Genomic DNA, 19242 nt, shown 5'->3' on the forward strand with positions numbered 1-19242 from the left:
CAGCCCCTCCACTCCCGCACGTCAGCCCCTGCCCTGTGAACGCCGCTGTGCCCGCATCACTGCTCAGCAGGCGTTCCCTGCTCCGGGCCGCCGGCCTGGCCGGGGCGGCAGCCATGATTCCCCTGACGGGCTGCGCGTCGCCGTCCAGCCCGCAGAACGGCGTCACCACCCTGCTCTTCATGCAGAACAAGCCCGAGGTGGTGGCCTACTTCAACCAGGTCATCAAGGACTTCGAGGCGCTGAACCCGGACATCCGTGTGGTCCAGGACTTCAACGAGGGCAACTTCGTCCCCAGGCTGGTCCGGAACGATCCGCCGGATGTCGTGACCCGCGGCTTCGCGCAGGCCACCGCCGATTTCGTCCGTAAAGGCATCTTCGCCGACCTTTCGGACCTGCCCGTGGCCGCCAGCATCGACCCTAAGATCCAGGAGCTCATCAGCTCCTGGGGCCAGTACAACGGCAACGAGGTCAGTGCGCTGCCGTTCTCGCTGGCCGCGGCCGGGGTCATCTACAACCGCGATATCTTCGAAGCCCAGGGCGTCTCTGTCCCCACCACGTGGGGCGGGTTCGTCGGGGCCTGCGAAACGTTCAAGGCCGCAGGCATTGCACCGATCTACGGAACGTACAAGGACACGTGGACCCTCTCCCAGGGCATGTTCGACTACGTTTCCGGCGGCTCGCTGGACGTTGCGGATTTCTTCACCAGGATCAATGCCAAGGGCGCCCGTATCAGCAGGGACGCGGCCGAGTCGTTCTCCAACAACTTCGGCCCGGCGCTGCCCAAGATGCTGCAGCTCGCCTCCTACTCCCAGAACGGCGCCGCCAGCAAGAACTACGCGGACGGCAACGCGGCGTTCGCCAAAGGTCAGGCGGCCATGTACCTGCAGGGCCCGTGGGCCCTGTCCCAGCTTGTTTCAGCCAACAAGAACATCAGGCTCGGGAGCTTCCCGCTGCCGGTCACTGACAACCCCGAGGAAACCAAAGCCCGCGTGAACGTGGACATGGCGCTCTCCATCACGCGCAACACTCCAAACATGGCTGCTGCGCAGCGGTTCGTCAACTATCTGCTGGAGCCGTCGGTGGTGAACACGTTCAACGAAAAGAACGCAGCCTTCTCACCCCTCAAGGACGCTCCGGCCGTCAGCAACCCGCAGATCAGCGGGCTGGGCGAGTCGGTCAAGGAAGCGCGCTACTACCAGGGCGCGGCGACGTACTTCCCGCCCTCGGTGCCCCTGAACAACTACATCCAGTCCTTCGTGTACGGCAAGAACGGCGAGCAGTTCCTTTCAGCGCTCGACGACGAATGGCGCCGCGTTGCCGAGCGCACCGCAGTCTGATCCCACCCCGACTCCAGGAGTTCACATGACTATAACTTCCCGGGTGGCCCAGACAGCCCGTCCCGCAGAAGGCAAGACCCCGACATCAGCTTCCCCAGGCACCGGAGCGTTCCGGTCCAAGAGCAAGATCGACCCCACGTACTACTGGATGGTGGTGCCCGTACTGGGACTGTTCGCCTTCTTCATCACGCTGCCGGCACTCGTGGGCGTCTTCTTCAGCCTCACGAATTACGCCGGATACGGCGACTGGAAGTTCATCGGCCTGATGAACTACGTCAACATCTTCAAGGACCCGGCGGTCCTGCAGTCCTACATTTTCACCTTCGTTTTCGCCCTGACCACCACGGTGGTGGTCAACGTCGTGGCACTCGCCATTGCCTTGGGCCTCAACGCCAAGATCAAATGGCGCACCGGCATCCGCACCGTCTTTTTCATCCCCATGGTGTTGTCCGCGCTCATCGTCTCCTTCGTGTTCAACTACCTTTTCTCCAACACGCTTCCGGTGCTGGCGGAGCGGTACGGAATGACCCCGCTCGCCACCAGCATTCTTGCCAATGAGAACCTGGCCTGGATCGCCATCGTGGTGGTCACTGTCTGGCAGGCGGCGCCCGGCGCCACCATCATCTACCTGGCGGGACTGCAGAGTGTGCCCTCCGAGGTCTACGAAGCAGCGGACCTGGACGGCGCCGGCAGTTTCCGCCAGTTCCTCAGCCTGACGCTGCCGCTGATCCTTGGCTACCTCGTGATCAATGTGATCCTCGGGTTCAAGGGCTTCCTGGGGACCTACGAGATCATCGTGGGCCTCACCGGCGGGGGTCCCGGCATGGCGACGCAGTCCGTGGCCATGCGCATCTTCTCCGGCTTCACGGGCGGCGACTACTCCTACCAAATGGCGAACGCCGTCATCTACTTCCTGATCACCCTGCTGATCTCCGTCATCCAGCTGCGCCTCATCCAGCGCCGGGGGGTTTCACTCTAATGACCGTTTCCACACATCCCGAGCCCATCACCGGAGCCGCAGCGCCCACCCGCATCACGTCCGGCACTCCCAGGAACCGCAAGTCCAACCGCGAGGGCTTCAAGGTCAACTGGTGGCTCACCGGGCTGATGCTGGCCGCTTCGCTGACCATCCTGCTGCCGCTCTACTTCACCGTGGCCATGGCGCTCAAGTCCCCGGACCAGATCGGAACCGGCACGGGCCTCGCCTGGCCGAACCCGATGAACTGGGAAAACTTCGCCGCCGCCTACGTGGCCACCAACTTCCCGCGGGCCTTCATGTCCACCGCCTTTGTTACGGTGCTGAGCGTCCTCGGTTCCCTGGCCTGCAGTTCACTGGTGGCCTACGCCATCGCCCGGAACTGGAACCACAGGTTCTTCCGGGGCTCGTTCGTGTACCTGCTCTCGGCGATGTTCATTCCCTTCCCGGTGATCATCCTGCCGCTCATCAAGCAGACGGCGCTCCTTGGCCTGGACAACCCGGCCGGGGTCGTGTTCCTGCACGTGCTCGGCGGAATCTCGTTCAACACGCTGCTGTACATAGCCTTCGTCCGCTCCATACCCGTGGAACTGGAGGAATCGGCACGCATGGACGGGGCCACCACGTGGCAGGTGTTCCGCAAGATCATTTTCCCGCTGCTGGCCCCGATGAACGCCACGGTAGGGATCTTCGCCTTCCTTGGCTCCTGGAATGATTTCCTGCTGCCGCAGATGATGATCGCGGACCCTGCCCTGCAGACCCTCCCTGTGGTGCAGATGCTCTTCCAGGGTGAATTCAACACCAACTACAGCCTGGCCTTCGCGTCGTACCTGATGGCCATGGCACCCACGCTGGTGGTTTACATCCTGGCGCAACGCTGGGTACTGTCCGGAGTCATGCGCGGTGCAGTGAAGTAACCAGTGAAATAACCGCTGCAATAGCCGGTGAAACGGGCGCTGACCATCCGGGCGCCCCCCATTTTCCCCTTACCAAAACAACGAACCCAAGAAAAGGAATCTCCTTTGTCCACCACCGCCACTCTGGCAACCCTGTCCGATTCAAACCTCGCAGCCGATCCAAACTGGTGGCGCCAGGCCTCCGTGTACCAGATCTATCCGCGCAGCTTCTCGGATTCGAACGGTGACGGCCTGGGCGACATCAAGGGCATCACGGCCAAGGTGCCGTACCTGAAGGAACTGGGGATCGACGCCGTCTGGCTGAGCCCGTTCTACCCGTCCGCGCTCGCGGACGGCGGGTACGACGTCGACGATTACCGCAACGTCGATCCCAAGCTGGGCACCCTGGAGGACTTCGCCGAGATGTCCGCCGCGCTCCACGAAGCCGGCATCAAGCTCATTGCGGACATCGTCCCGAACCACTCCTCCGACCGGCACGAATGGTTCCAGGAGGCCCTCGCCGCACCGAAGGGCTCCGCTGCGCGCGAGCGCTACATCTTCCGTGACGGCCTGGGCAAGAACGGCGAGCTGCCGCCGTCGGACTGGGACTCAGTCTTCGGCGGTCCCGCCTGGGAGCGCATCACCGAACCGGACGGCACCCCCGGCCAGTGGTACATGCACATCTTCGCCAAGGAGCAGCCGGACCTGAACTGGTCCAACCGCGAGATCCGCGACGACTTCCTGAAGACCCTTCGCTTCTGGTCGGACCGCGGCGTGGACGGCTTCCGGGTGGACGTGGCGCACGCCCTGACCAAGGACCTTACCGAGCCGCTGCTCTCCAAGGTTGAACTCACCGAGGCCAATACCGGCACCGACGGTTTCCCCGACGGCTCGCACCCGTTCTGGGACCGCGACGAAGTCCACGAGATCTACGCCGAATGGCGTGAGGTGTTCAACGAGTACAACCCGCCGCGCACCGCCGTCGCCGAAGCCTGGGTGCACGCCACCCGCCGCGCCCGCTACGCCAGCCCGCAGGGCCTGGGCCAGGCCTTCAACTTCGACCTGCTGCAGGCCGACTTTGATGCCGAGGAGTTCCAGGAGATCATCACCCGGAACCTCGCCGAAGCGACGGCAACCGGGGCATCCTCCACCTGGGTCTTCTCAAACCACGACGTCGTCCGGCACGCCACCCGGTACGGCCTGCCGAAGGGCGGCGGAGTCCACGCCAAGGGCCAGGACGGCAAGGGCTGGCTGCTGGCCGGCGCCCCGGCCGGGGAACTCGACACTGAGCTGGGCCTCCGCCGCGCCCGTGCGGCCAGCCTGCTGATGCTGGCCCTCCCGGGCTCGGCCTACCTGTACCAGGGCGAGGAACTCGGCCTGCAGGAAGTCGGCGACATTCCCGACGCCGAACGCCAGGACCCGTCCTTCTTCCGCAACAAGGGCGTCGAGATCGGCCGCGACGGCTGCCGCGTGCCGCTGCCCTGGGCCGCTGAAGGAACGTCATTCGGCTTCGGTGCCGGCGAGGCCCACCTGCCCCAGCCGGAATGGTTCAGCCGCTACGCCGTGGACGCCCAGGACGGCGTGGAAGGCTCCACCCTGGAGCTCTACCGCAAGGCCCTGAAGCTGCGCCGCGAGCTGCAGACAGCAGAAGAGCTGGAATGGGTGGAAACGGGCAACGCCCAGGTGCTGCACTTCAGCCGCCACGGCGGCTGGCAGTCCGTGACCAACTTCGGTGCGGAGTCCGTGGAGCTCCCGGCCGGTGAGGTCCTGCTCAGCAGCGGCCCGCTGGAAGCCGGCAAACTGCCCGGCAACACCACGGTGTGGCTGCGCTAGGTCCGCGCCGAGCAGCATCCGCCAGCTCACCATGAAACCCGTCCCGGTGGCGGTGCCCTGGCAGGGCACCGCCACCGTGGCTTTTTGCTGCTGGGCCTTGGCGGGATCAAATGAAAGAGTGACGACATGACTAAACAAGCTGCAAGCCCGTCCGGACAGGAACTGAACCGTACTCAGGAACTGATCTATGGCTGTATGGGGCTCGGCGGCAGCTGGTCCGCTGAACCCTACGCATCCGAGCATGTGGGCCAGGCCGACGCCGCCATCAACGCCGCGCTGGATTCCGGCATCACGTTGTTCGACCACGCCGACATTTACCGCGGCGGCAAGTCGGAGGCCGTATTCGGTGAGGTCCTCGCGATTACACCGGGGCTGCGTGAACGGATCCGGCTCCAGACCAAGTGCGGCATCCGGCTCAACGAGCAGGGGCTCGAGACGCACTACGACCTGAGCCGGGACGGCATCCTCGAACGGGTCAACGGCAGCCTGAAACGGCTGAGGACCGAGTACGTGGACGTCCTCATGCTGCACCGCCCCGACCCGCTGGCGGACCCCGCCGAGGTGGCGTCCGCCGTCGGGCAGCTGATGCAGGAAGGCAAAGTGCGGCAGGTCGGTGTGTCCAACATGTCCGCCCAGCAGATCGAGGTGCTGCAGGACCACCTGGAAACGCCCGTGGTAGCCAACCAGCTGGAAATGAGCCTGCTGAAACGGGCCTGGCTGGAAAGCACGGTGCTGGTCAACCATGCCGAGGCGCTGGACCACAGCTTCCCGCACGGCACGCTCGAGTTCTGTGGCCGGCAGGGGATCACCCTGCAGGCCTACGGGGCGCTGGCCCGGGGCCACTACACCGGCCCCCCGCCGGAAAGCCCGACGCCGGCAGAGGCAGCCACGACGGCGCTCGTCGCCGACATGGCGAAGGCCATGGGAACCACCAGGGAGGCGATCCTCCTCGGGTGGCTCATGCGGCACCCGGCAGGGATCGCTCCGGTGATCGGTTCGGCCAACCCGGACCGGATCCGGGCCTGCGCCGGAGCCGCCCGGGTTGCCGCTGCCATGTCCCGGGCCGAGTGGTACCGGCTCTGGGTCACGGCCCGGGGGAGCAACATCCCCTAAGCGGGGGGACCCGCCCAGATGCCCCGCTTAACCCAACTAGGTCGCAGTAGATGTCGTTATGAGCGCTCAAAACGACATTAACTGCGACCTAGTTGGGTTGGCGGCCGGGTTCAGCGGCCCATCCCTGCCACGCGCAACCTACAGCGGCGCCACCACCGAGTACGTGGTGGAGTCGCCCTTCAGGGCCTGGCTCTGCTTGCCGTCCACGCCCACCGGAATGTCGCCGGCAATGGTCACCCGGTTGAGCTTGCGCGGCTGGCCGTCGTAGTTGTCCGGGGCATAGTGCTGGGTGATGCGGTTGTCGAACAGGACCACCTGGTTCGGCTCCCAGTTCACCCGCACCACGTTCTCCGGGCGGGTGACGTATGCCTGCAGCAGCCGGATGATGTCCTTCGACTCGGTGTTGGACAGCCCGACGATCCGCAGCCGCTGCGCGAAGCCCCCAATGAACAATCCGCGCTCGCCGGTCAACGGGTGCACCCGGACCACCGGATGGGCCGTTTCGAACTTCAGCCGGGTGAACTCCTTGCGGCGCTCCTCCGCGTTCTGGTGTTCCAGGTTCTTGGGCACCGAGTAGTCGTAGTCGTTGGTGTGGATGGCCCACAGGGTGTCCGCGAAGTTCCGCAGTTCATCGGGCAGGTCCCGGTAGGCGCCGGCCGAGGATGCGATCAGGGTTTCCCCGCCGTAGGCTGGCAGGTCGATGCTGCGCAGCGTGGATGCCTGCGGCGGGTTCACCACGAACGTTACGTCCGTGTGCCAGTTGTTGGCGGAGCCGTTCTCGCTGTCCACCGGCAGGACGTTCTCTTCGCCCTCAACGGAGGCCACGGTGGGGTGCGCCTTCGTGAGCGGACCGAAGTGGCTGGCGAACTTCACCTGCTCCTCGTCCGTGCGGATGTTCGCCTCGCGGAACACCAGGGCCTTGTGCTCGTTCAGGGCCTCACGGATCCGGGCCACGGTGTCCGCGGAGAGGTCCCCGCTGAGGTCCAGGCCGCGGATTTCAGCCCCGATGCGGGATCCCAGTTTGGCGAATTCAAGCTTGGTCTCGGTGATCGTGGTCATTGCTTTTTCCTTACTGGTTGATGGTGCGGATAGGTTGTGGTGCTGGTGAAGGGGTCAGTTGCCGGCGCCGACGGCGGTGCGCCAGCGGGAGAAGTGCCGCTCCAGGGCCACGAGCAGGACGTTGACGGCCAGCCCCAGGACGGAAACGGTGAGGATGCCGGCGTACATGTCCGGGATGAGGAAGCTCATCTGCGAATTGACGATCAGGTAACCGAGCCCGGCTTTGGCGCCCACCATTTCGGCGGCGATCAGCACCAGGATGGAGGAGGTGCCGGCCATCCGGATGCCCGTGAAAATCGTCGGGACAGCCGAGGGCAGGATGACCTTCTGGAAGAGCCGGAAACTGTTCAGCCCCAGCGACCGTGCGGCGCGGATCAGCAGCGGATCCACAGTCCGGACACCGGCGATGGTGTTCAGCAGCACCGGGAAAAACGCCGCGTAGGCCACGATGGTAATCTTCGATTCCTCGCCGATGCCCAGGAGCAGCGTGAAGACCGGCAGCAGGGCCAGCGTGGCCGTATTGCGGAACAGCTCCAGCAGCGGGTTCAGGAACGAGCTCAGCCAGCCGTACCAGGCGATCAGCAGTCCCAGCACCACGGCGGACACCACGGCGATGCTGAACCCGGAGACGGAGCGCGTGAGGCTTGCCTGCAGGTGGTTCTGCAGCTGCCCGGTTTCCAGCAGCTTCACGCCGGCCGCAATGACTTCGTGCAGCGGCGGCAGGAATACCCGGGTGGACGGGCTGGCCAGGTACGTCGGGCCGAGTTCCCACAGCGCAAGGAACAGCAGTACGGCGAGGGATTTCCAGCCGGCCCGCCCGGCGAGTCCGGCAAGGGCAGCGAACCTGCCCGCCGGCGTCGGACGCTGTCCGCTTTCCGGACCGGAGCCGGTCTGCGGGGAAGGTTCGACGGCGGCAGCCGCCTCTGGCGGTCGGGTCAACACAGCGCTCATCAGGCAGCGCTCCTTTCCTTGGGTTGTTCGTCGGGGGCGGTGCCATCGGGGAGGATCTTGCGGTGCCCGGAGCCCTGGGCGAGCCGGACCTCATCGTGCAGGAGGGACCAGACCTCGTGCCGGTGCTCCACGAACGCCGGATGGGATCGCACATCGTCCTCGCCGTCGCGGTCCGGGATGTTGATGTCCACGATTTCCTTCAGCCGGCCCGGGCGGGCGCTGAGCACGGCCACATGCTGGCCCAGATACACGGCCTCGTCGATTCCGTGCGTAATGAAGACGATGGTCTTGCCCGTGGCCTTCCAGATCCGCAGCAGCTCGTCCTGGAGCTGCTCGCGGGTCTGCGCGTCCAGGGCGGCAAACGGTTCGTCCATCAGCAGGATGTCCGGCTCATAGGCGAGGCTTCTGGCGATGGCCACGCGTTGCTTCATACCGCCGGACAGTTCGTGCGGATAGCGGTCCTCGAACCCCGCCAGCCCCACCAGGTCCAGGAATTCGCTGGCCTTGGCTGCCCGTTCCTTCCGTGAAAGGCCGGAGTTTTCCAGCCCGACGGAGACGTTGGCCGACGCCGTCCGCCAGGGGAAGAGCGCGTACTGCTGGAAGACGACGGCGCGGTCCTGGCCGGGACCGGTCACTTCCTTGCCGTCCACCAGGACGCTTCCCGAACTGGGGCGGGAGAGGCCGGCCAGCAGGTCCAGCAGCGTGGTCTTGCCGGAGCCGCTGGGTCCCACGAGGGTGAGGAACTCACCGGCGGCGACGTCCAGGCTGAGGTCATCCAGGGCCGTCAGAACGGACGGGCCGGCCTGGTTCCGGGTGCCTTTGCCTTGGCGCACCGCGAATTCCTTGGTGACGTTCCGGAGGCTGATTTTCGGCGTCATGGTTGTCCTTTCGTGTTGCTGGTGGAGGTGCCGGGGTTGGCTGTGCCGGAAGCCGTTTCGGTACCGGTGGCCAGTCCGTTGAACTCGTTCGTGTAGAGCTTGGGCAGGTCCAGGGCTCCGTCAATGATTCCGGCCGACGTGAGGTATTCACTCCAACGGGTGAAGTCCGTGTCCTTGATCCGGCCGCCCGGCGACGCGATTCCCACGCTCTTCCAGTACTTGAGGGCTTCGCTGGATTCGTTGCGTCCTCGTTTGGCGATGATCTCTTCAAACTTCGCGATGACCTCTTCGCGGGGCGTGCTGCGTTCCCACTCGATGGCCTTGGCGATGCCGGTCACGAGCTTCCGGCTCGTTTCCGGGTTGGCGGCCAGGAAGTCCTTGCGGATGACGTACTGGCCGGCGTCGAACGGGCCGCCGATGACGCCGACGTCGGTGAACAGTGCCCGGACGCCGCCTTCCGCGAGCGCGCGGTCCTGGAGCACTCCGCCAAGGGTCCCGGCGTCCACCTGCTTCTTGCGCAGCGCCTGTTCGGTTTCGTTCGGCGGCACCACCACCAGCTGGACCTGCTTGATCTCCTCCGGCGAGAGGCCGCTGTTCTTCAGGAAGGTCGAGATGACAGCTTCGTGGTGGGCTCCCAGCGTGTTGACGGCGATCTTCTTGCCGATCAGGTCCCGGGCGGTGCGGATGGGGCTCCCTTCCAGCACGTAGTAGCCGGTGAAGGTCTTGTCGTCCTCGCCGTAGGAACTGATGACGGCCTGAACGGGCGCGCCCGCCTCGATCAGCTTGATCACGGCGCCGGTGAAGGCACTGCCGATGTCCGTCTGGCTGGTGGCCACGGACTGGATGCTCTGCGGGCCGCTGGTGGTGTTGCTGACCCATTCGAGGGTGACGTCCCCGAGGAAGCCAAGATCCTGGGCGAGTTCGGGCAGGGACACGTTGTTGGGCGAGCCCTGGTAGCGCACGGTCTTCACTTCCTCGCCGGCGGTGTTTCCGGCCGTACCCGCGCCGGCGGCAATCCCGCCGCAGCCTGTGGCAGTGAGGACAATAACCGTTGCTGCCCCGAAGGCGGAGGCCAGCACGGTGCGGCGGGGGAGGAGTGTCTTTCCCGGGGCGGCGGCGCTCATCCGGTCACCAGCTCGTTGAACTCGTTGGTGTAGAGCTTCTTCGGATCCAGTTCGCCCTTGACGATGCCAGTGTCCTTGAGCCACTTGCCCCAGCGGGTGAAGTCCTCATCATTGATCTCGCCCTTGGCCGGAACGCCCACGCTCTTCCAGTACTGCAGGGCAGCCGGGTTCTCGTTGCGCCCGCGTTCCTGCAGGATCTTGGTGAAGCGGGCGATCACTTCCTCGCGCGGCGTGGTCCGCTCCCACTCGATGGCCTTCGCCACGCCCGTGGTGAACGTCCGGGTGGTGTTGGGGTTCTTGGCGATGAAGTCGGTGCGCAGCACGTACGGTCCGCCGGCGAACGTGCCGAAGAGTTCGGCGTCGCTGAACACCGAGCGCAGGCCGCCGTTGGCGATTGCCTTGTCCTGCAGGATGCTGCCCAGCGAACCGGCATCCACCTGGCCGCGGCGGATGGCTTCCTCGGTGTCGTTGGGCGGGACCACCACCAGCTGGACCTGCTTGATTTCCTCGGCGCTCAGGCCGTTTTTCTGCAGGTAAGTGTTGATGACGGCGTCCGCGTGGGCGCCCAGGGTGTTCACGGCGATCTTCTTGCCGATGAAGTCCCGGGCGGTGCGGATGGGGCTGTCTTCCTTGACGTAGAAGCCGTTGAACGTCTTCTCGTCCTCGCCGTAGTAGTTGATGACGGCCTTCACCGGTGCGCCGGCTTCCACAAGTTTGACCACCGCTCCGGCGAACGCGCCGCCGAAGTCGGTCTGGCCGGTGGCCGCCGACTGGATGTCCTGCGGGCCGCTGATGGTGTTGCCCACCCAGTTGAGCTTGACGTCGCCGAAGTAGCCAAGGTCCTGGGCCAGTTCGGGGAGCGTCACCGTGTTGGCCCAGCCCTGGTACCGGAGCTCCTTCACCTCGGTGGCACCATCGGTACTTCCGGCACCTCCGCCGCCGAGAGCATTCGCGCCGCTGGCGCCACCGCCGCAGCCCGACACCGTCATCGCGATGACGACGGCGGCCGCGGCACTCAGGATGGTCAGGTGTCGTTTCATTCGGGGTTCCTTTGTGGTGCATTGGGGTAAGTGATGGGGGAAGCGGCGGGGTTGTTTGCGTGCCGCTGGAACGATGTAAGCGCACCTTTCCGGTCAAAAAAAGCGTTGCTGTCACGCCGGGAAACCCGCGGAAACGAGCGGCAACAGGAGGAAACGCCGGGTCATAAGACGCCCCGTTTCGCCCGGTAACGGCCCGTGAAGGACTTTGACGGGCCAGCAGCGCCGGATTTTGGTCGTATTGTTCGCGGCATTGTTCCAAGGGCGGGCGGCTGTTACTTAGCGTTTGTGCGTGCCGGGCGGATACGGTAGATGCATGACCTCTATCTCCGCCGCCGTCGAGACTGTACGGCCCGAACGAAATATCCCCGCCGAAATTGCCCGTTCGTGGCTTTTGGTCAACGCAATGAAGCCCGAGCTTTTTGACGTCTCGGCCGTGTCGCGCGCGGACTCGATCATCCTGGACATCGAAGATGCCGTGGACCCCTCGCAGAAGGACATCGCCCGCGGGCACGTCGTGGACTGGCTGGCTGCCGGCGGCCAGGCCTGGGTCCGGATCAACGACGCCACCAGCCCGTTCTGGGCCGCGGACCTCGCCGGCCTGCGCGGCACCCCCGGACTGCTCGGCGTCATGCTGGCCAAGACCGAGTCCGCGGACCAGGTCACCGAGTCCTACCACCGCATGGACGGCAATACCCCCGTGATTCCGCTGGTCGAATCGGCCGTCGGCATCGAGGAAGCCAACAACATTGCCAAGGCCCAGGGCGCGTTCCGCCTGGCTTTCGGCTCCGGTGACTTCCGCCGCGACACCGGCATGGCCGCCACGGCCGAGGCCATGGCCTACCCGCGGGCCAAGCTGGTTGTCGCCAGCCGCGTCGGGAACCTCCCGGGCCCCATCGACGGCCCCACCGTGGGCACCAACCACCCGATCCTGCGTGAGCAGACCGGCATCACCGTGATGATGGGCATGACCGGCAAGCTCTGCCTGGCCATCGACCAGACCAACGTCATCAACGAGGTCATCAGCCCCACGCCGTCCGACGTCGCCTGGGCCACGGACTTCATGGCCGACTTCGAAGCCAACGGCCGCGTGATCCGCGACGGCTCCGACCTGCCGCGCCTGGGCCGCGCCGAAAAGATCATGAAGCTCGCTGTAGCATTCGGCGTGCAGCCGGCGCTCTAGCGTCCCCTGGCAATCCAAGGAGACCCCGTGACCGATACCCGTTATCTGGTCCACGGGGTCTTTTGGGATGGTGCCGCGCCCGGGTTTTCACAGACGCCCGGGTCCGCGGAGAACCGCCCGTCCGGGAAGCACGACGGCGGAACTCCGGTCATGCGGCTGCAGGACCCCGCTGGCGGCTTCAGGGAACTGACGCTCGACGCCGGCAGCCGGCTGGGCTTCCGGGTCGCCGCTGAAGGCAAGTTCTGCCTGGGGCATCACAGGGTGCACGGCCCGGCCGACCGTGACCACGTCCTCTGCCCGGCCAAGGCACCGGCAGTCAAGGGCAGCCAGTGCGAGCGCTGCTTCGTGGTGGACGATTCCCGGCTTATCCACGACTTTCACCGCGGCGGCGGCGTCCCGCCGGGCCTGCGAGCCTACCTGATGCAGCAGCACTGGCTGTACGTGGCCACCTTCGCCAAAGGGGCCAGCAAGGTGGGCACCGCCTCGAACCTGCGGAAATGGAACCGGCTGGCCGAGCAGGGCGCCGTGGTGGCCCGCTATGTGGCACGAGCGGACGACGGCAGGGTGGTCCGGATCCTGGAAGACATGCTGACCCGCGACGCCGGGCTCCCGCAGCAGGTCCGGTCGGCAGCCAAGGCCGCCGCCCTGGTGGCGCCGGCACCCGCCGTCGAACTCGATGCCCTGAACGGGCAGCTGGCGGCGGATGCCCGCTTACTGCTGACGGGCGCCGGCATCGAGGGCTTCGAGGTGGTGGACGAAAGCTGGATCCGGCCCGGCCTCGCTGACGGTGCCTGCGCGCCAGCCGCCCGGCACTCCTATCCGCATGACCTCAGCACCGGAACCCACGGATTCCGGATTGCCGCTGTGAGCGGCAGCATCGCCGTTGCCGCCCTGGACGGGGCCGAACTGGAGTTCGTGGTGAACCTCAGCCAGCTGAAGGCGCGCACCGTCGAGCTCGGGGACCACTACGGATCAGAGGTTCCGGCAGTGCAGGAGTATTTGTTCTAGAACTTCGTTCTGAAACTTCGGCACGTAGAATGGCACGGTGCTGAACGAATTCTGGGCCACCGCATCCACCGCCTACAAGGTGCTCGTTTTCAGCGCCATGGGCCTCATCGCCGCAGGCATCATCCTCAACCTGGTGGGCAACACCTCCAACAACCAGGGCCTCGCCGTGGCCTCGCTGCCGGTGATCGGGCTGGGCCTGGTCCTGCACGTCGTGGGGATCGTGGTGCGCGGCCAGCAGATCCGCAAGACCTACAAGCGGTAGCCGGCGTTTCTGCGGACGTGGCTGCGCGCATGCTCCACGGCCGCCGGCAAGTCCGTGAACAGGTGCTTATGGTGGCGAAGGGACCGGATCACGCCGACGTTGGTTACGATGGCCATATGTTCCGGCTGGACCCCCTTGACCAGCACGGTGATGCCCCGAAGTTCGAGGGCTGAGATGACCTCCACCAGGGCGTGCGCCCCGGTAGCGTCCAGCATCCGCACCTGGGACAACCTGATGATGGCCACCTGGATGTCCTTCACCTGGCTGATTTCCTGCAGGATCCGTTCAGCGGCGCCAAAGAACATAGCGCCGCCAAGGGTGAAAACGGCAATGTGCTCGTCCCCTTCCGCCGGAGCCCCGGCAATATCCTCGCGGCGGACGCCACTCAGCGACGCGAACTTTCGCAGCGTCAGCAGGGCGGCAGCGGCCAGGCCGATCTCGATGGCGACGATCAAGTCGAACGCTACGGTGATGAGTGCCGTCAGAAGGAAGACTGCCGCATCCGCCCTGGTGGAGCGAAGAATGGCGGTGACGGTGCGCTGTGAAACCATTCGTGTTGCGGTCACCATAAGGATTCCGCCCAGCACGGCCAGCGGGATCCGGCTTACCAGCCCGGCTGCAAGGTAGATGATGGCCAGCAGGACAAGGGCATGCACGATCGCGGAGAGACGGGTCTTGGCGCCGGAACGGACGTTGACGGCGGTCCGGGCAATGGCGCCCGTTGCCGGCATGCCGCCGAAGAGGCCGGCCGCAATGGAGGCCAGGCCCTGACCGGTGAGCTCGCGGTCCGGCGTGTAGGGGCCGCTGAGCCTGCCGTCCGGTCCAACCAGTCCCGCGCCCACCCGTGCGGACAGTAGCGACTCGATGGCGGCCAGCATCGCGATTGCCACTGCGGGCATCACCAGGCCACCCAGGGCGGCAGGATCAAGCGACGGCACCCGGGGCGCCGGAAGGGAATGGGGCATGGCCCCGATCCTTGGGATGTCCAGCTGCAGCAGCTCCGCTGCAATGGTGACCAGCAGTACCGCGATTAGGCTCCCAGGCAGCGACCTGTGAAGCCTGGGCGCTATCAGCATGATGGCCGCGACCCCCGCTACCACAGCCAGAGTCTGGGGAACTGTGGGAAGCGTGGCAGCCGATGCGCTCTCAATGGCTGCGAGGAGGATGTTGTGGCCGGGGATGCCCTCCGTGCCCATGGCCGAAGGAACCTGCTGGAGGAAGATAATGGTGGCGATGCCCAGGGTGAAGCCTTCCACCACCGGCCAGGGAATAAACGCCACAGCACGCCCCAGCCCGCTGATGCCCAGGGCACAGACCATAAGGCCCGCCATGAGGGACACCAGCGCAATGCTGCCGGTCCCATGGTTTGCCACCACAGGGGCGAGCACCACCACCATGGCACCGGTGGGGCCGGACACCTGGACGTTGGACCCGCCCATCACCGCGGCCACGAGGCCGGCCACCACGGCCGTGATCAGGCCGGCCTCGGCTCCCACGCCGGAACTGACCCCGAACGCCAAGGCCAGAGGGAGCGCCACGATTCCCACGGTGATGCCGGCCAGCAGGTCCGTCTTCCACGAGGAGCTGAGACCGTCGTAATCGCTGCGGGATGGAAGGTACTTCGCCAGTGCGGAGCTCAGCCGCGTCTTGGAGGAGGCCGCCGGAACGGCGCTCACAACGCGGGACCCGGGAGGTGCGCAGCCGGCAGTTCCCGAGCCAGCCGGAGCTGCTCATTCGAATCAGCCAGATTGTCCAGAAGGAAGGTCCGTGCAATGGACAGCAGTTCGGCAATCTTGGGGTGTGCCAGGCGGTACGTGACGGCATTCGCCGTCCGCACCGACGTGACAACCTTGTGCCGGCGCAGGGTTGCCAGGTGCTGGGACAGATGTGAGGCCTCGAGCCCCGTTTCGGCCAGCAGATAGCTGACCGGGGCCGCGGTGTCCGGCGCTGCCGCCAGCAGTTCCAGGATCCGGATACGCGCCGGGTGCGCCAGTGCCTTGAAGAGATTGGCCTTGATTTCGTATAAAGGGGCCTGTGCTGCGGGAAGCATTTGGGACCTGCTGTCGCTGGTTCATGCCGGGAGGATACCCGTGCGGGTCACCATGAATTGATGGAATGATTAAATCATCATACCGCGGGCCCAGGAAGGACGCCAGAGCCTTCTGCGCGTAAACAGGCCGTGAGCCCGCCCACCTCATCGGTGTCCGGCGGCGGCGGAACGATAGGCTTGAGGCCATGACTATCAATCCGGATCTGCAGGGCCGTAGCTACCCTGCCGCAGAGGTGTACGACGTCGGCCGCGAGAAAATCCGCGAGTTCGCCAGGGCCGTCAAGGCAACCCACCCCGCGCACTTCGACCTGGACGCGGCCAAGGCCCTCGGCCACCGCGACCTCGTGGCGCCGCCCACCTTCGCCATCATCATTGCCCAGCGCGCAGACGCCCAGCTGATCGAGGATCCGGAGTCCGGCATTGACTTCTCCCGCGTGGTCCACGCGGATCAGCGGTTTATCCACCACCGCCCCATTTTCGCGGGTGACCGGCTTGTGGCCGAGCTGCACGTGGACGGGGTCCGTGCCATGGGCGGCGGTGCCATGATCACCACCCGCTCGGAAATCTTCGCCCTCACCGGTGAAGGCGCAGCAAACGGCTCGCCGGATCCCTCCCGGGAGGCCGTCGCCACAGCCACTTCGTCCATCCTGGTCCGCGGAGAGGGACAGTAACCCATGAGCACTGCATCCATCACCCCCGTTTTCACCGAACTCGCCGTCGGCCAGGACATCGGCAGCCGCAGCATCACCGTCAGCCGGCAGGACCTGGTGAAGTACGCCGGTGCGTCCGGCGACTTCAACCCGATCCACTGGAACGAAGCCTTTGCCACCGGTGTGGGCCTGCCCGGCGTCATTGCCCACGGCATGTTCACCATGGGCGCGGCAGTCCAGCTCGTCACCGACTGGGCGGGCGACCCGGCCGCCGTCGTCGATTTCCAGACACGCTTCACCAAACCGGTACTCGTCACGGACACCACCGGCACAGAGGAGCCGGGGGCCGTCATCGAGGTCAGCGGCGCCATTGGCGCGCTCGACGCCGACGCCGGCACTGCCCGCGTGGACCTCACCGTGGTCTTCAACGGCCAGAAGGTCCTGATGAAGGCACAGGCAGTCGTCAGGCTTGCGTAACAGAAAGGCTGCCTTGACCAAGGAAGCCTTCGTTCCGGTTGCCGAAATCACCCACTGGCGCAACGCCGTGGTGGTGGCCTACGGGGCCAGCGGACTCGCGTTTTCCACCTGGGTGTCCCGGCTGCCGGCCATCCGCGATGGCCTGGACCTGACTCCCGGCACCATCGGCCTTCTCCTGCTCTGTATGACTGCCGGTTCGTTTGTTTCAGTGTCCGCCTCGGGGCTGATCGTCCTCCGGTTGGGCTCCAAACGGACCATCCGGATCGGCAGCATCATGGTGGGCGTCGGGCTGGTGCTTGCAGGCTTCGGCACCTCCGTGCTCGCCAACCCGGTGGCGGTTGCGGCAGGACTGGCGATCATCGGGCTGGGCACCGCCAGCTGGAACACCGCGTCCAATGTTGAGGGCGCCGCGGTTGAACGCGCCGTCCGGCGGCACATCATGCCCCGGCTGCACGGCTCCTTTAGCCTGGGAACGGTGGCCGGTGCCGGGCTGGGCGCCTGGGCGGCCGGGGCCGGCGTTCCCGTGTTCTGGCATCTAGCTGCCGGCGGGCTCCTTGTGGCCGTCTCGGTGGCAACCGCAGCCTCCTGGTTCCGGGCGGACATCACGCCGGTCCAGGGGGAACGCCCGTTCAAGGCGTCCGGGACGGATACGTTCGAGGATCCCTCCACCGGACCCATCCCCATCGTCCGCCAGACGGACGCTGTCCCCGAGCAGCCGCTGGACAGCAAGCGCCAGATTGCGCAGGCCTGGCGCGACAAGCGCACGCTGCTGCTCGGTGTGCTGGTCCTGGGGCTCGCCCTCGCCGAAGGTGCGGCAGGGGACTGGGTGGCCCTGGCCCTCGCCGACGGCCACGGCCAGAGCGACGCCGCGGGGGCGGCAGGCTACGGGCTGTTCGTCACCTTCATGACCATCGGCCGCTTCGCCGGCACGCTGGTCCTGGACCGTTTTGGCAGGGTCCCCGTGATGCGCTGGTGCGCCGCACTGGCCGTCGGCGGACTGGGGTTGTTCGTGTTCGCGCCCGTGCCGTGGATGGCGTTCGTGGCGCTGGCGGTCTGGGGGCTCGGGGCGTCGCTGGGCTTCCCGGTCGGCATGTCCGCCGCGGCCGATGATCCGGTGAAGGCCGCGGCCCGCGTCTCCGTGGTGTCCACCATCGGCTACGGCGCGTTTCTCTGCGGGCCGCCGCTGCTGGGGCTGCTGGCCGAACACGTGGGCATCCTCCATTCGCTGCTCGCCGTGATGGTGATGCTCGTGGTCAGCTTCCTGCTGTCCCCGGTGGCCCGGAAGCTTCCCTGAATCCCGGTCCCGTCCCAATGACAGATAGGCTGGACACGTGACCCAGACTTTGCTTTCCGACCTGACCACTGCCGCCGTCGGCGGTCCCGCCGGCAACTACATCGAGGCGCGCACGGAGCCGGAAATCATCGACGCCGTCCGCTCTGCGGACGCCGCCGGCGAGCAGTTGCTCATCATCGCGGGCGGGTCAAACCTGTTGATTTCCGACGACGGGTACCCCGGTACCGTGCTCAGGATTGCCTCCGAGGGGTTCACCGTCAACGCGGAGGATTCGTGCGGCGGGGTGGCTGTGGTGGTCCAGGCGGGGCATAACTGGGATGCCCTGGTGGAGCACGCGGTGCGCCATGCGTGGTCGGGTATCGAAGCCCTGTCCGGCATTCCCGGGTCCACCGGTGCCACGCCGGTGCAGAACGTGGGTGCCTACGGCTCAGACGTCTCCCAGACCATTGCCGCGGTCCGGACCTGGGACCGGGAACGGAACGCAGTCCGCACCTTCACGAGTTCCGAGCTGAAGTTCGGGTACCGGGACTCGATCCTCAAGCAGACCACCGTCCAGGGGTCCCCCCGCTACGTGGTGCTGACGGTCGAGTTCCAGCTGCCGCTGGGCAGGATGAGTGCTCCGATCCGGTATGCCGAGCTCGCGAAATCCCTGGGGGTTGAGCCCGGCAAGAGGGCATACTCCAACGATGTGCGCCGGGAGGTCCTGCGGCTGAGGGCCTCCAAGGGCATGGTCCTGGACCCGGCAGACCGCGACACCTACTCCACCGGTTCCTTCTTCACCAATCCCATCGTTCCGGCAGACACGGCGGAGGCGCTCCCCGAAGGCGCTCCCCGCTACCCGGCCGGAGCAGACGGCCTGGTGAAGCTGTCGGCAGCCTGGCTGATCGACCAGGCAGGCTTCGGGAAGGGCTTCGCGCTGGAGGCCGGCAGCGTCTCCGGCGGCCGCGCCTCCCTGTCCACCAAGCACACCCTGGCCATCACCAACCGGGGTTCCGCCAGCGCGGCGGACATGGTTGCTGTCGCGCGCGAGGTGCGCCGCGGCGTCGTCGAACGCTTTGGCATTGAACTGCACCCCGAGCCGCTGCTGATCGGCGTCGAGCTCTAGGGAGCGGCC

19 protein-coding genes are annotated in these 19242 nt (G+C 66.2%); 12 read left to right on the forward strand and 7 right to left on the reverse strand.

Going from position 1 to position 19242, the window contains the following annotated elements; genetic code table 11:
• The first annotated feature begins 35 nt into the window (after positions 1-35).
• From J2S97_RS00225 to J2S97_RS00245, 5 genes are all read left to right on the forward strand, one after another.
• A complete protein-coding gene (locus tag J2S97_RS00225) occupies positions 36-1337 on the forward strand; it encodes an ABC transporter substrate-binding protein (protein WP_307045462.1) in 1302 nt (433 codons plus the stop codon).
• A gap of 25 nt (positions 1338-1362) precedes the next feature.
• The gene (locus J2S97_RS00230; RefSeq protein WP_307045464.1) at positions 1363-2316 is read left to right on the forward strand and encodes a carbohydrate ABC transporter permease; all 954 of its coding nucleotides are present in this window, start codon (positions 1363-1365) and stop codon (positions 2314-2316) included.
• A complete protein-coding gene (locus J2S97_RS00235; RefSeq protein WP_307045466.1) occupies positions 2316-3230 on the forward strand; it encodes a carbohydrate ABC transporter permease in 915 nt (304 codons plus the stop codon). Before J2S97_RS00230 ends, J2S97_RS00235 begins: the two co-directional genes overlap by 1 nt.
• Positions 3231-3335: 105 nt before the next feature.
• A complete protein-coding gene (locus tag J2S97_RS00240) occupies positions 3336-5042 on the forward strand; it encodes a glycoside hydrolase family 13 protein (RefSeq protein WP_307045468.1) in 1707 nt (568 codons plus the stop codon).
• 126 nt (positions 5043-5168) lie between these two features.
• Positions 5169-6155: an aldo/keto reductase gene (locus tag J2S97_RS00245; protein WP_307045470.1), complete on the forward strand. Its 987-nt coding sequence runs from the start codon at positions 5169-5171 to the stop codon at positions 6153-6155.
• A 138-nt stretch (positions 6156-6293) separates the two neighbouring features.
• Here J2S97_RS00245 and J2S97_RS00250 read toward each other — a convergent pair whose 3' ends face one another.
• From J2S97_RS00250 to J2S97_RS00270, 5 genes are read right to left on the reverse strand one after another with little or no spacing between them, the layout of a single operon-like run.
• Entirely contained in the window at positions 6294-7214 is a 921-nt protein-coding gene (locus J2S97_RS00250; RefSeq protein WP_307045472.1) for a TauD/TfdA dioxygenase family protein, read from the reverse strand.
• A 54-nt stretch (positions 7215-7268) separates the two neighbouring features.
• On the reverse strand, positions 7269-8165 hold the full coding sequence (locus J2S97_RS00255; protein ID WP_307045474.1) for an ABC transporter permease: 897 nt from the start codon (positions 8163-8165) through the stop codon (positions 7269-7271).
• Entirely contained in the window at positions 8165-9043 is an 879-nt protein-coding gene (locus J2S97_RS00260) for an ABC transporter ATP-binding protein (protein ID WP_307045475.1), read from the reverse strand. The genes J2S97_RS00255 and J2S97_RS00260 overlap by 1 nt, the downstream gene beginning before the upstream one ends.
• Positions 9040-10167: an ABC transporter substrate-binding protein gene (locus J2S97_RS00265; RefSeq protein ID WP_307045477.1), complete on the reverse strand. Its 1128-nt coding sequence runs from the start codon at positions 10165-10167 to the stop codon at positions 9040-9042. Before J2S97_RS00265 ends, J2S97_RS00260 begins: the two co-directional genes overlap by 4 nt.
• Entirely contained in the window at positions 10164-11207 is a 1044-nt protein-coding gene (locus J2S97_RS00270) for an ABC transporter substrate-binding protein (RefSeq protein ID WP_307045479.1), read from the reverse strand. Before J2S97_RS00270 ends, J2S97_RS00265 begins: the two co-directional genes overlap by 4 nt.
• 313 nt (positions 11208-11520) lie before the next feature.
• Here J2S97_RS00270 and J2S97_RS00275 point away from each other — a divergent pair, with 313 nt between their 5' ends.
• Genes J2S97_RS00275 through J2S97_RS00285 form a run of 3 tightly spaced genes read left to right on the forward strand, consistent with a single transcriptional unit; the run spans position 11521 to position 13657 of the window.
• Positions 11521-12387: an HpcH/HpaI aldolase/citrate lyase family protein gene (locus J2S97_RS00275; RefSeq protein WP_307045480.1), complete on the forward strand. Its 867-nt coding sequence runs from the start codon at positions 11521-11523 to the stop codon at positions 12385-12387.
• Positions 12388-12414: 27 nt separating this feature from the next.
• The gene (locus J2S97_RS00280; protein ID WP_307045482.1) at positions 12415-13395 is read left to right on the forward strand and encodes a DUF2797 domain-containing protein; all 981 of its coding nucleotides are present in this window, start codon (positions 12415-12417) and stop codon (positions 13393-13395) included.
• A gap of 37 nt (positions 13396-13432) precedes the next feature.
• Positions 13433-13657, forward strand: a complete 225-nt coding sequence (locus J2S97_RS00285) for a DUF3188 domain-containing protein (RefSeq protein ID WP_104171987.1) — start codon at positions 13433-13435, stop codon at positions 13655-13657.
• Here the strand turns inward: J2S97_RS00285 and J2S97_RS00290 are convergent.
• Positions 13645-15333 carry a SulP family inorganic anion transporter gene (locus J2S97_RS00290; RefSeq protein WP_307045484.1) on the reverse strand — a complete coding sequence of 563 codons (1689 nt, stop codon included), beginning with the start codon at positions 15331-15333 and terminating at the stop codon, positions 13645-13647. The two genes, J2S97_RS00285 and J2S97_RS00290, sit on opposite strands and share 13 nt — an antisense overlap.
• The gene (locus tag J2S97_RS00295) at positions 15330-15707 is read right to left on the reverse strand and encodes an ArsR/SmtB family transcription factor (protein WP_307045487.1); all 378 of its coding nucleotides are present in this window, start codon (positions 15705-15707) and stop codon (positions 15330-15332) included. Before J2S97_RS00295 ends, J2S97_RS00290 begins: the two co-directional genes overlap by 4 nt.
• A 185-nt stretch (positions 15708-15892) precedes the next feature.
• Between J2S97_RS00295 and J2S97_RS00300 the strand changes: the two genes are divergently transcribed.
• From J2S97_RS00300 to J2S97_RS00315, 4 genes are read left to right on the forward strand one after another with little or no spacing between them, the layout of a single operon-like run.
• On the forward strand, positions 15893-16378 hold the full coding sequence (locus J2S97_RS00300; protein WP_307045489.1) for an FAS1-like dehydratase domain-containing protein: 486 nt from the start codon (positions 15893-15895) through the stop codon (positions 16376-16378).
• Between the two features lie 3 nt (positions 16379-16381).
• A complete protein-coding gene (locus J2S97_RS00305; protein WP_307045491.1) occupies positions 16382-16834 on the forward strand; it encodes a MaoC family dehydratase in 453 nt (150 codons plus the stop codon).
• Positions 16835-16847: 13 nt separating this feature from the next.
• Positions 16848-18128, forward strand: coding sequence for an MFS transporter (locus J2S97_RS00310; protein WP_307045492.1), 1281 nt, complete (start codon positions 16848-16850; stop codon positions 18126-18128).
• Between the two features lie 37 nt (positions 18129-18165).
• On the forward strand, positions 18166-19233 hold the full coding sequence (locus J2S97_RS00315) for a UDP-N-acetylmuramate dehydrogenase (protein WP_307045494.1): 1068 nt from the start codon (positions 18166-18168) through the stop codon (positions 19231-19233).
• Positions 19234-19242: the final 9 nt, after the last annotated feature.

Source organism: Arthrobacter oryzae (genome assembly GCF_030812315.1).
Lineage (GTDB): Bacteria > Actinomycetota > Actinomycetes > Actinomycetales > Micrococcaceae > Arthrobacter > Arthrobacter oryzae_B.

What these genes read in the sequence shown, in the direction of transcription:
- J2S97_RS00300 (WP_307045489.1), top strand. Translation starts at nt 15,893, where the DNA reads ATGACTATCAATCCGGATCTGCAGGGCCGTAGCTACCCTGCCGCAGAG.
- J2S97_RS00235 (WP_307045466.1), top strand. Translation starts at nt 2,316, where the DNA reads ATGACCGTTTCCACACATCCCGAGCCCATCACCGGAGCCGCAGCGCCC.
- J2S97_RS00230 (WP_307045464.1), top strand. Translation starts at nt 1,363, where the DNA reads ATGACTATAACTTCCCGGGTGGCCCAGACAGCCCGTCCCGCAGAAGGC.
- J2S97_RS00275 (WP_307045480.1), top strand. Translation starts at nt 11,521, where the DNA reads ATGACCTCTATCTCCGCCGCCGTCGAGACTGTACGGCCCGAACGAAAT.
- J2S97_RS00260 (WP_307045475.1), bottom strand. Translation starts at nt 9,043, where the DNA reads ATGACGCCGAAAATCAGCCTCCGGAACGTCACCAAGGAATTCGCGGTG.
- J2S97_RS00295 (WP_307045487.1), bottom strand. Translation starts at nt 15,707, where the DNA reads ATGCTTCCCGCAGCACAGGCCCCTTTATACGAAATCAAGGCCAATCTC.
- J2S97_RS00305 (WP_307045491.1), top strand. Translation starts at nt 16,382, where the DNA reads ATGAGCACTGCATCCATCACCCCCGTTTTCACCGAACTCGCCGTCGGC.
- J2S97_RS00265 (WP_307045477.1), bottom strand. Translation starts at nt 10,167, where the DNA reads ATGAGCGCCGCCGCCCCGGGAAAGACACTCCTCCCCCGCCGCACCGTG.
- J2S97_RS00270 (WP_307045479.1), bottom strand. Translation starts at nt 11,207, where the DNA reads ATGAAACGACACCTGACCATCCTGAGTGCCGCGGCCGCCGTCGTCATC.
- J2S97_RS00250 (WP_307045472.1), bottom strand. Translation starts at nt 7,214, where the DNA reads ATGACCACGATCACCGAGACCAAGCTTGAATTCGCCAAACTGGGATCC.
- J2S97_RS00255 (WP_307045474.1), bottom strand. Translation starts at nt 8,165, where the DNA reads ATGAGCGCTGTGTTGACCCGACCGCCAGAGGCGGCTGCCGCCGTCGAA.
- J2S97_RS00245 (WP_307045470.1), top strand. Translation starts at nt 5,169, where the DNA reads ATGACTAAACAAGCTGCAAGCCCGTCCGGACAGGAACTGAACCGTACT.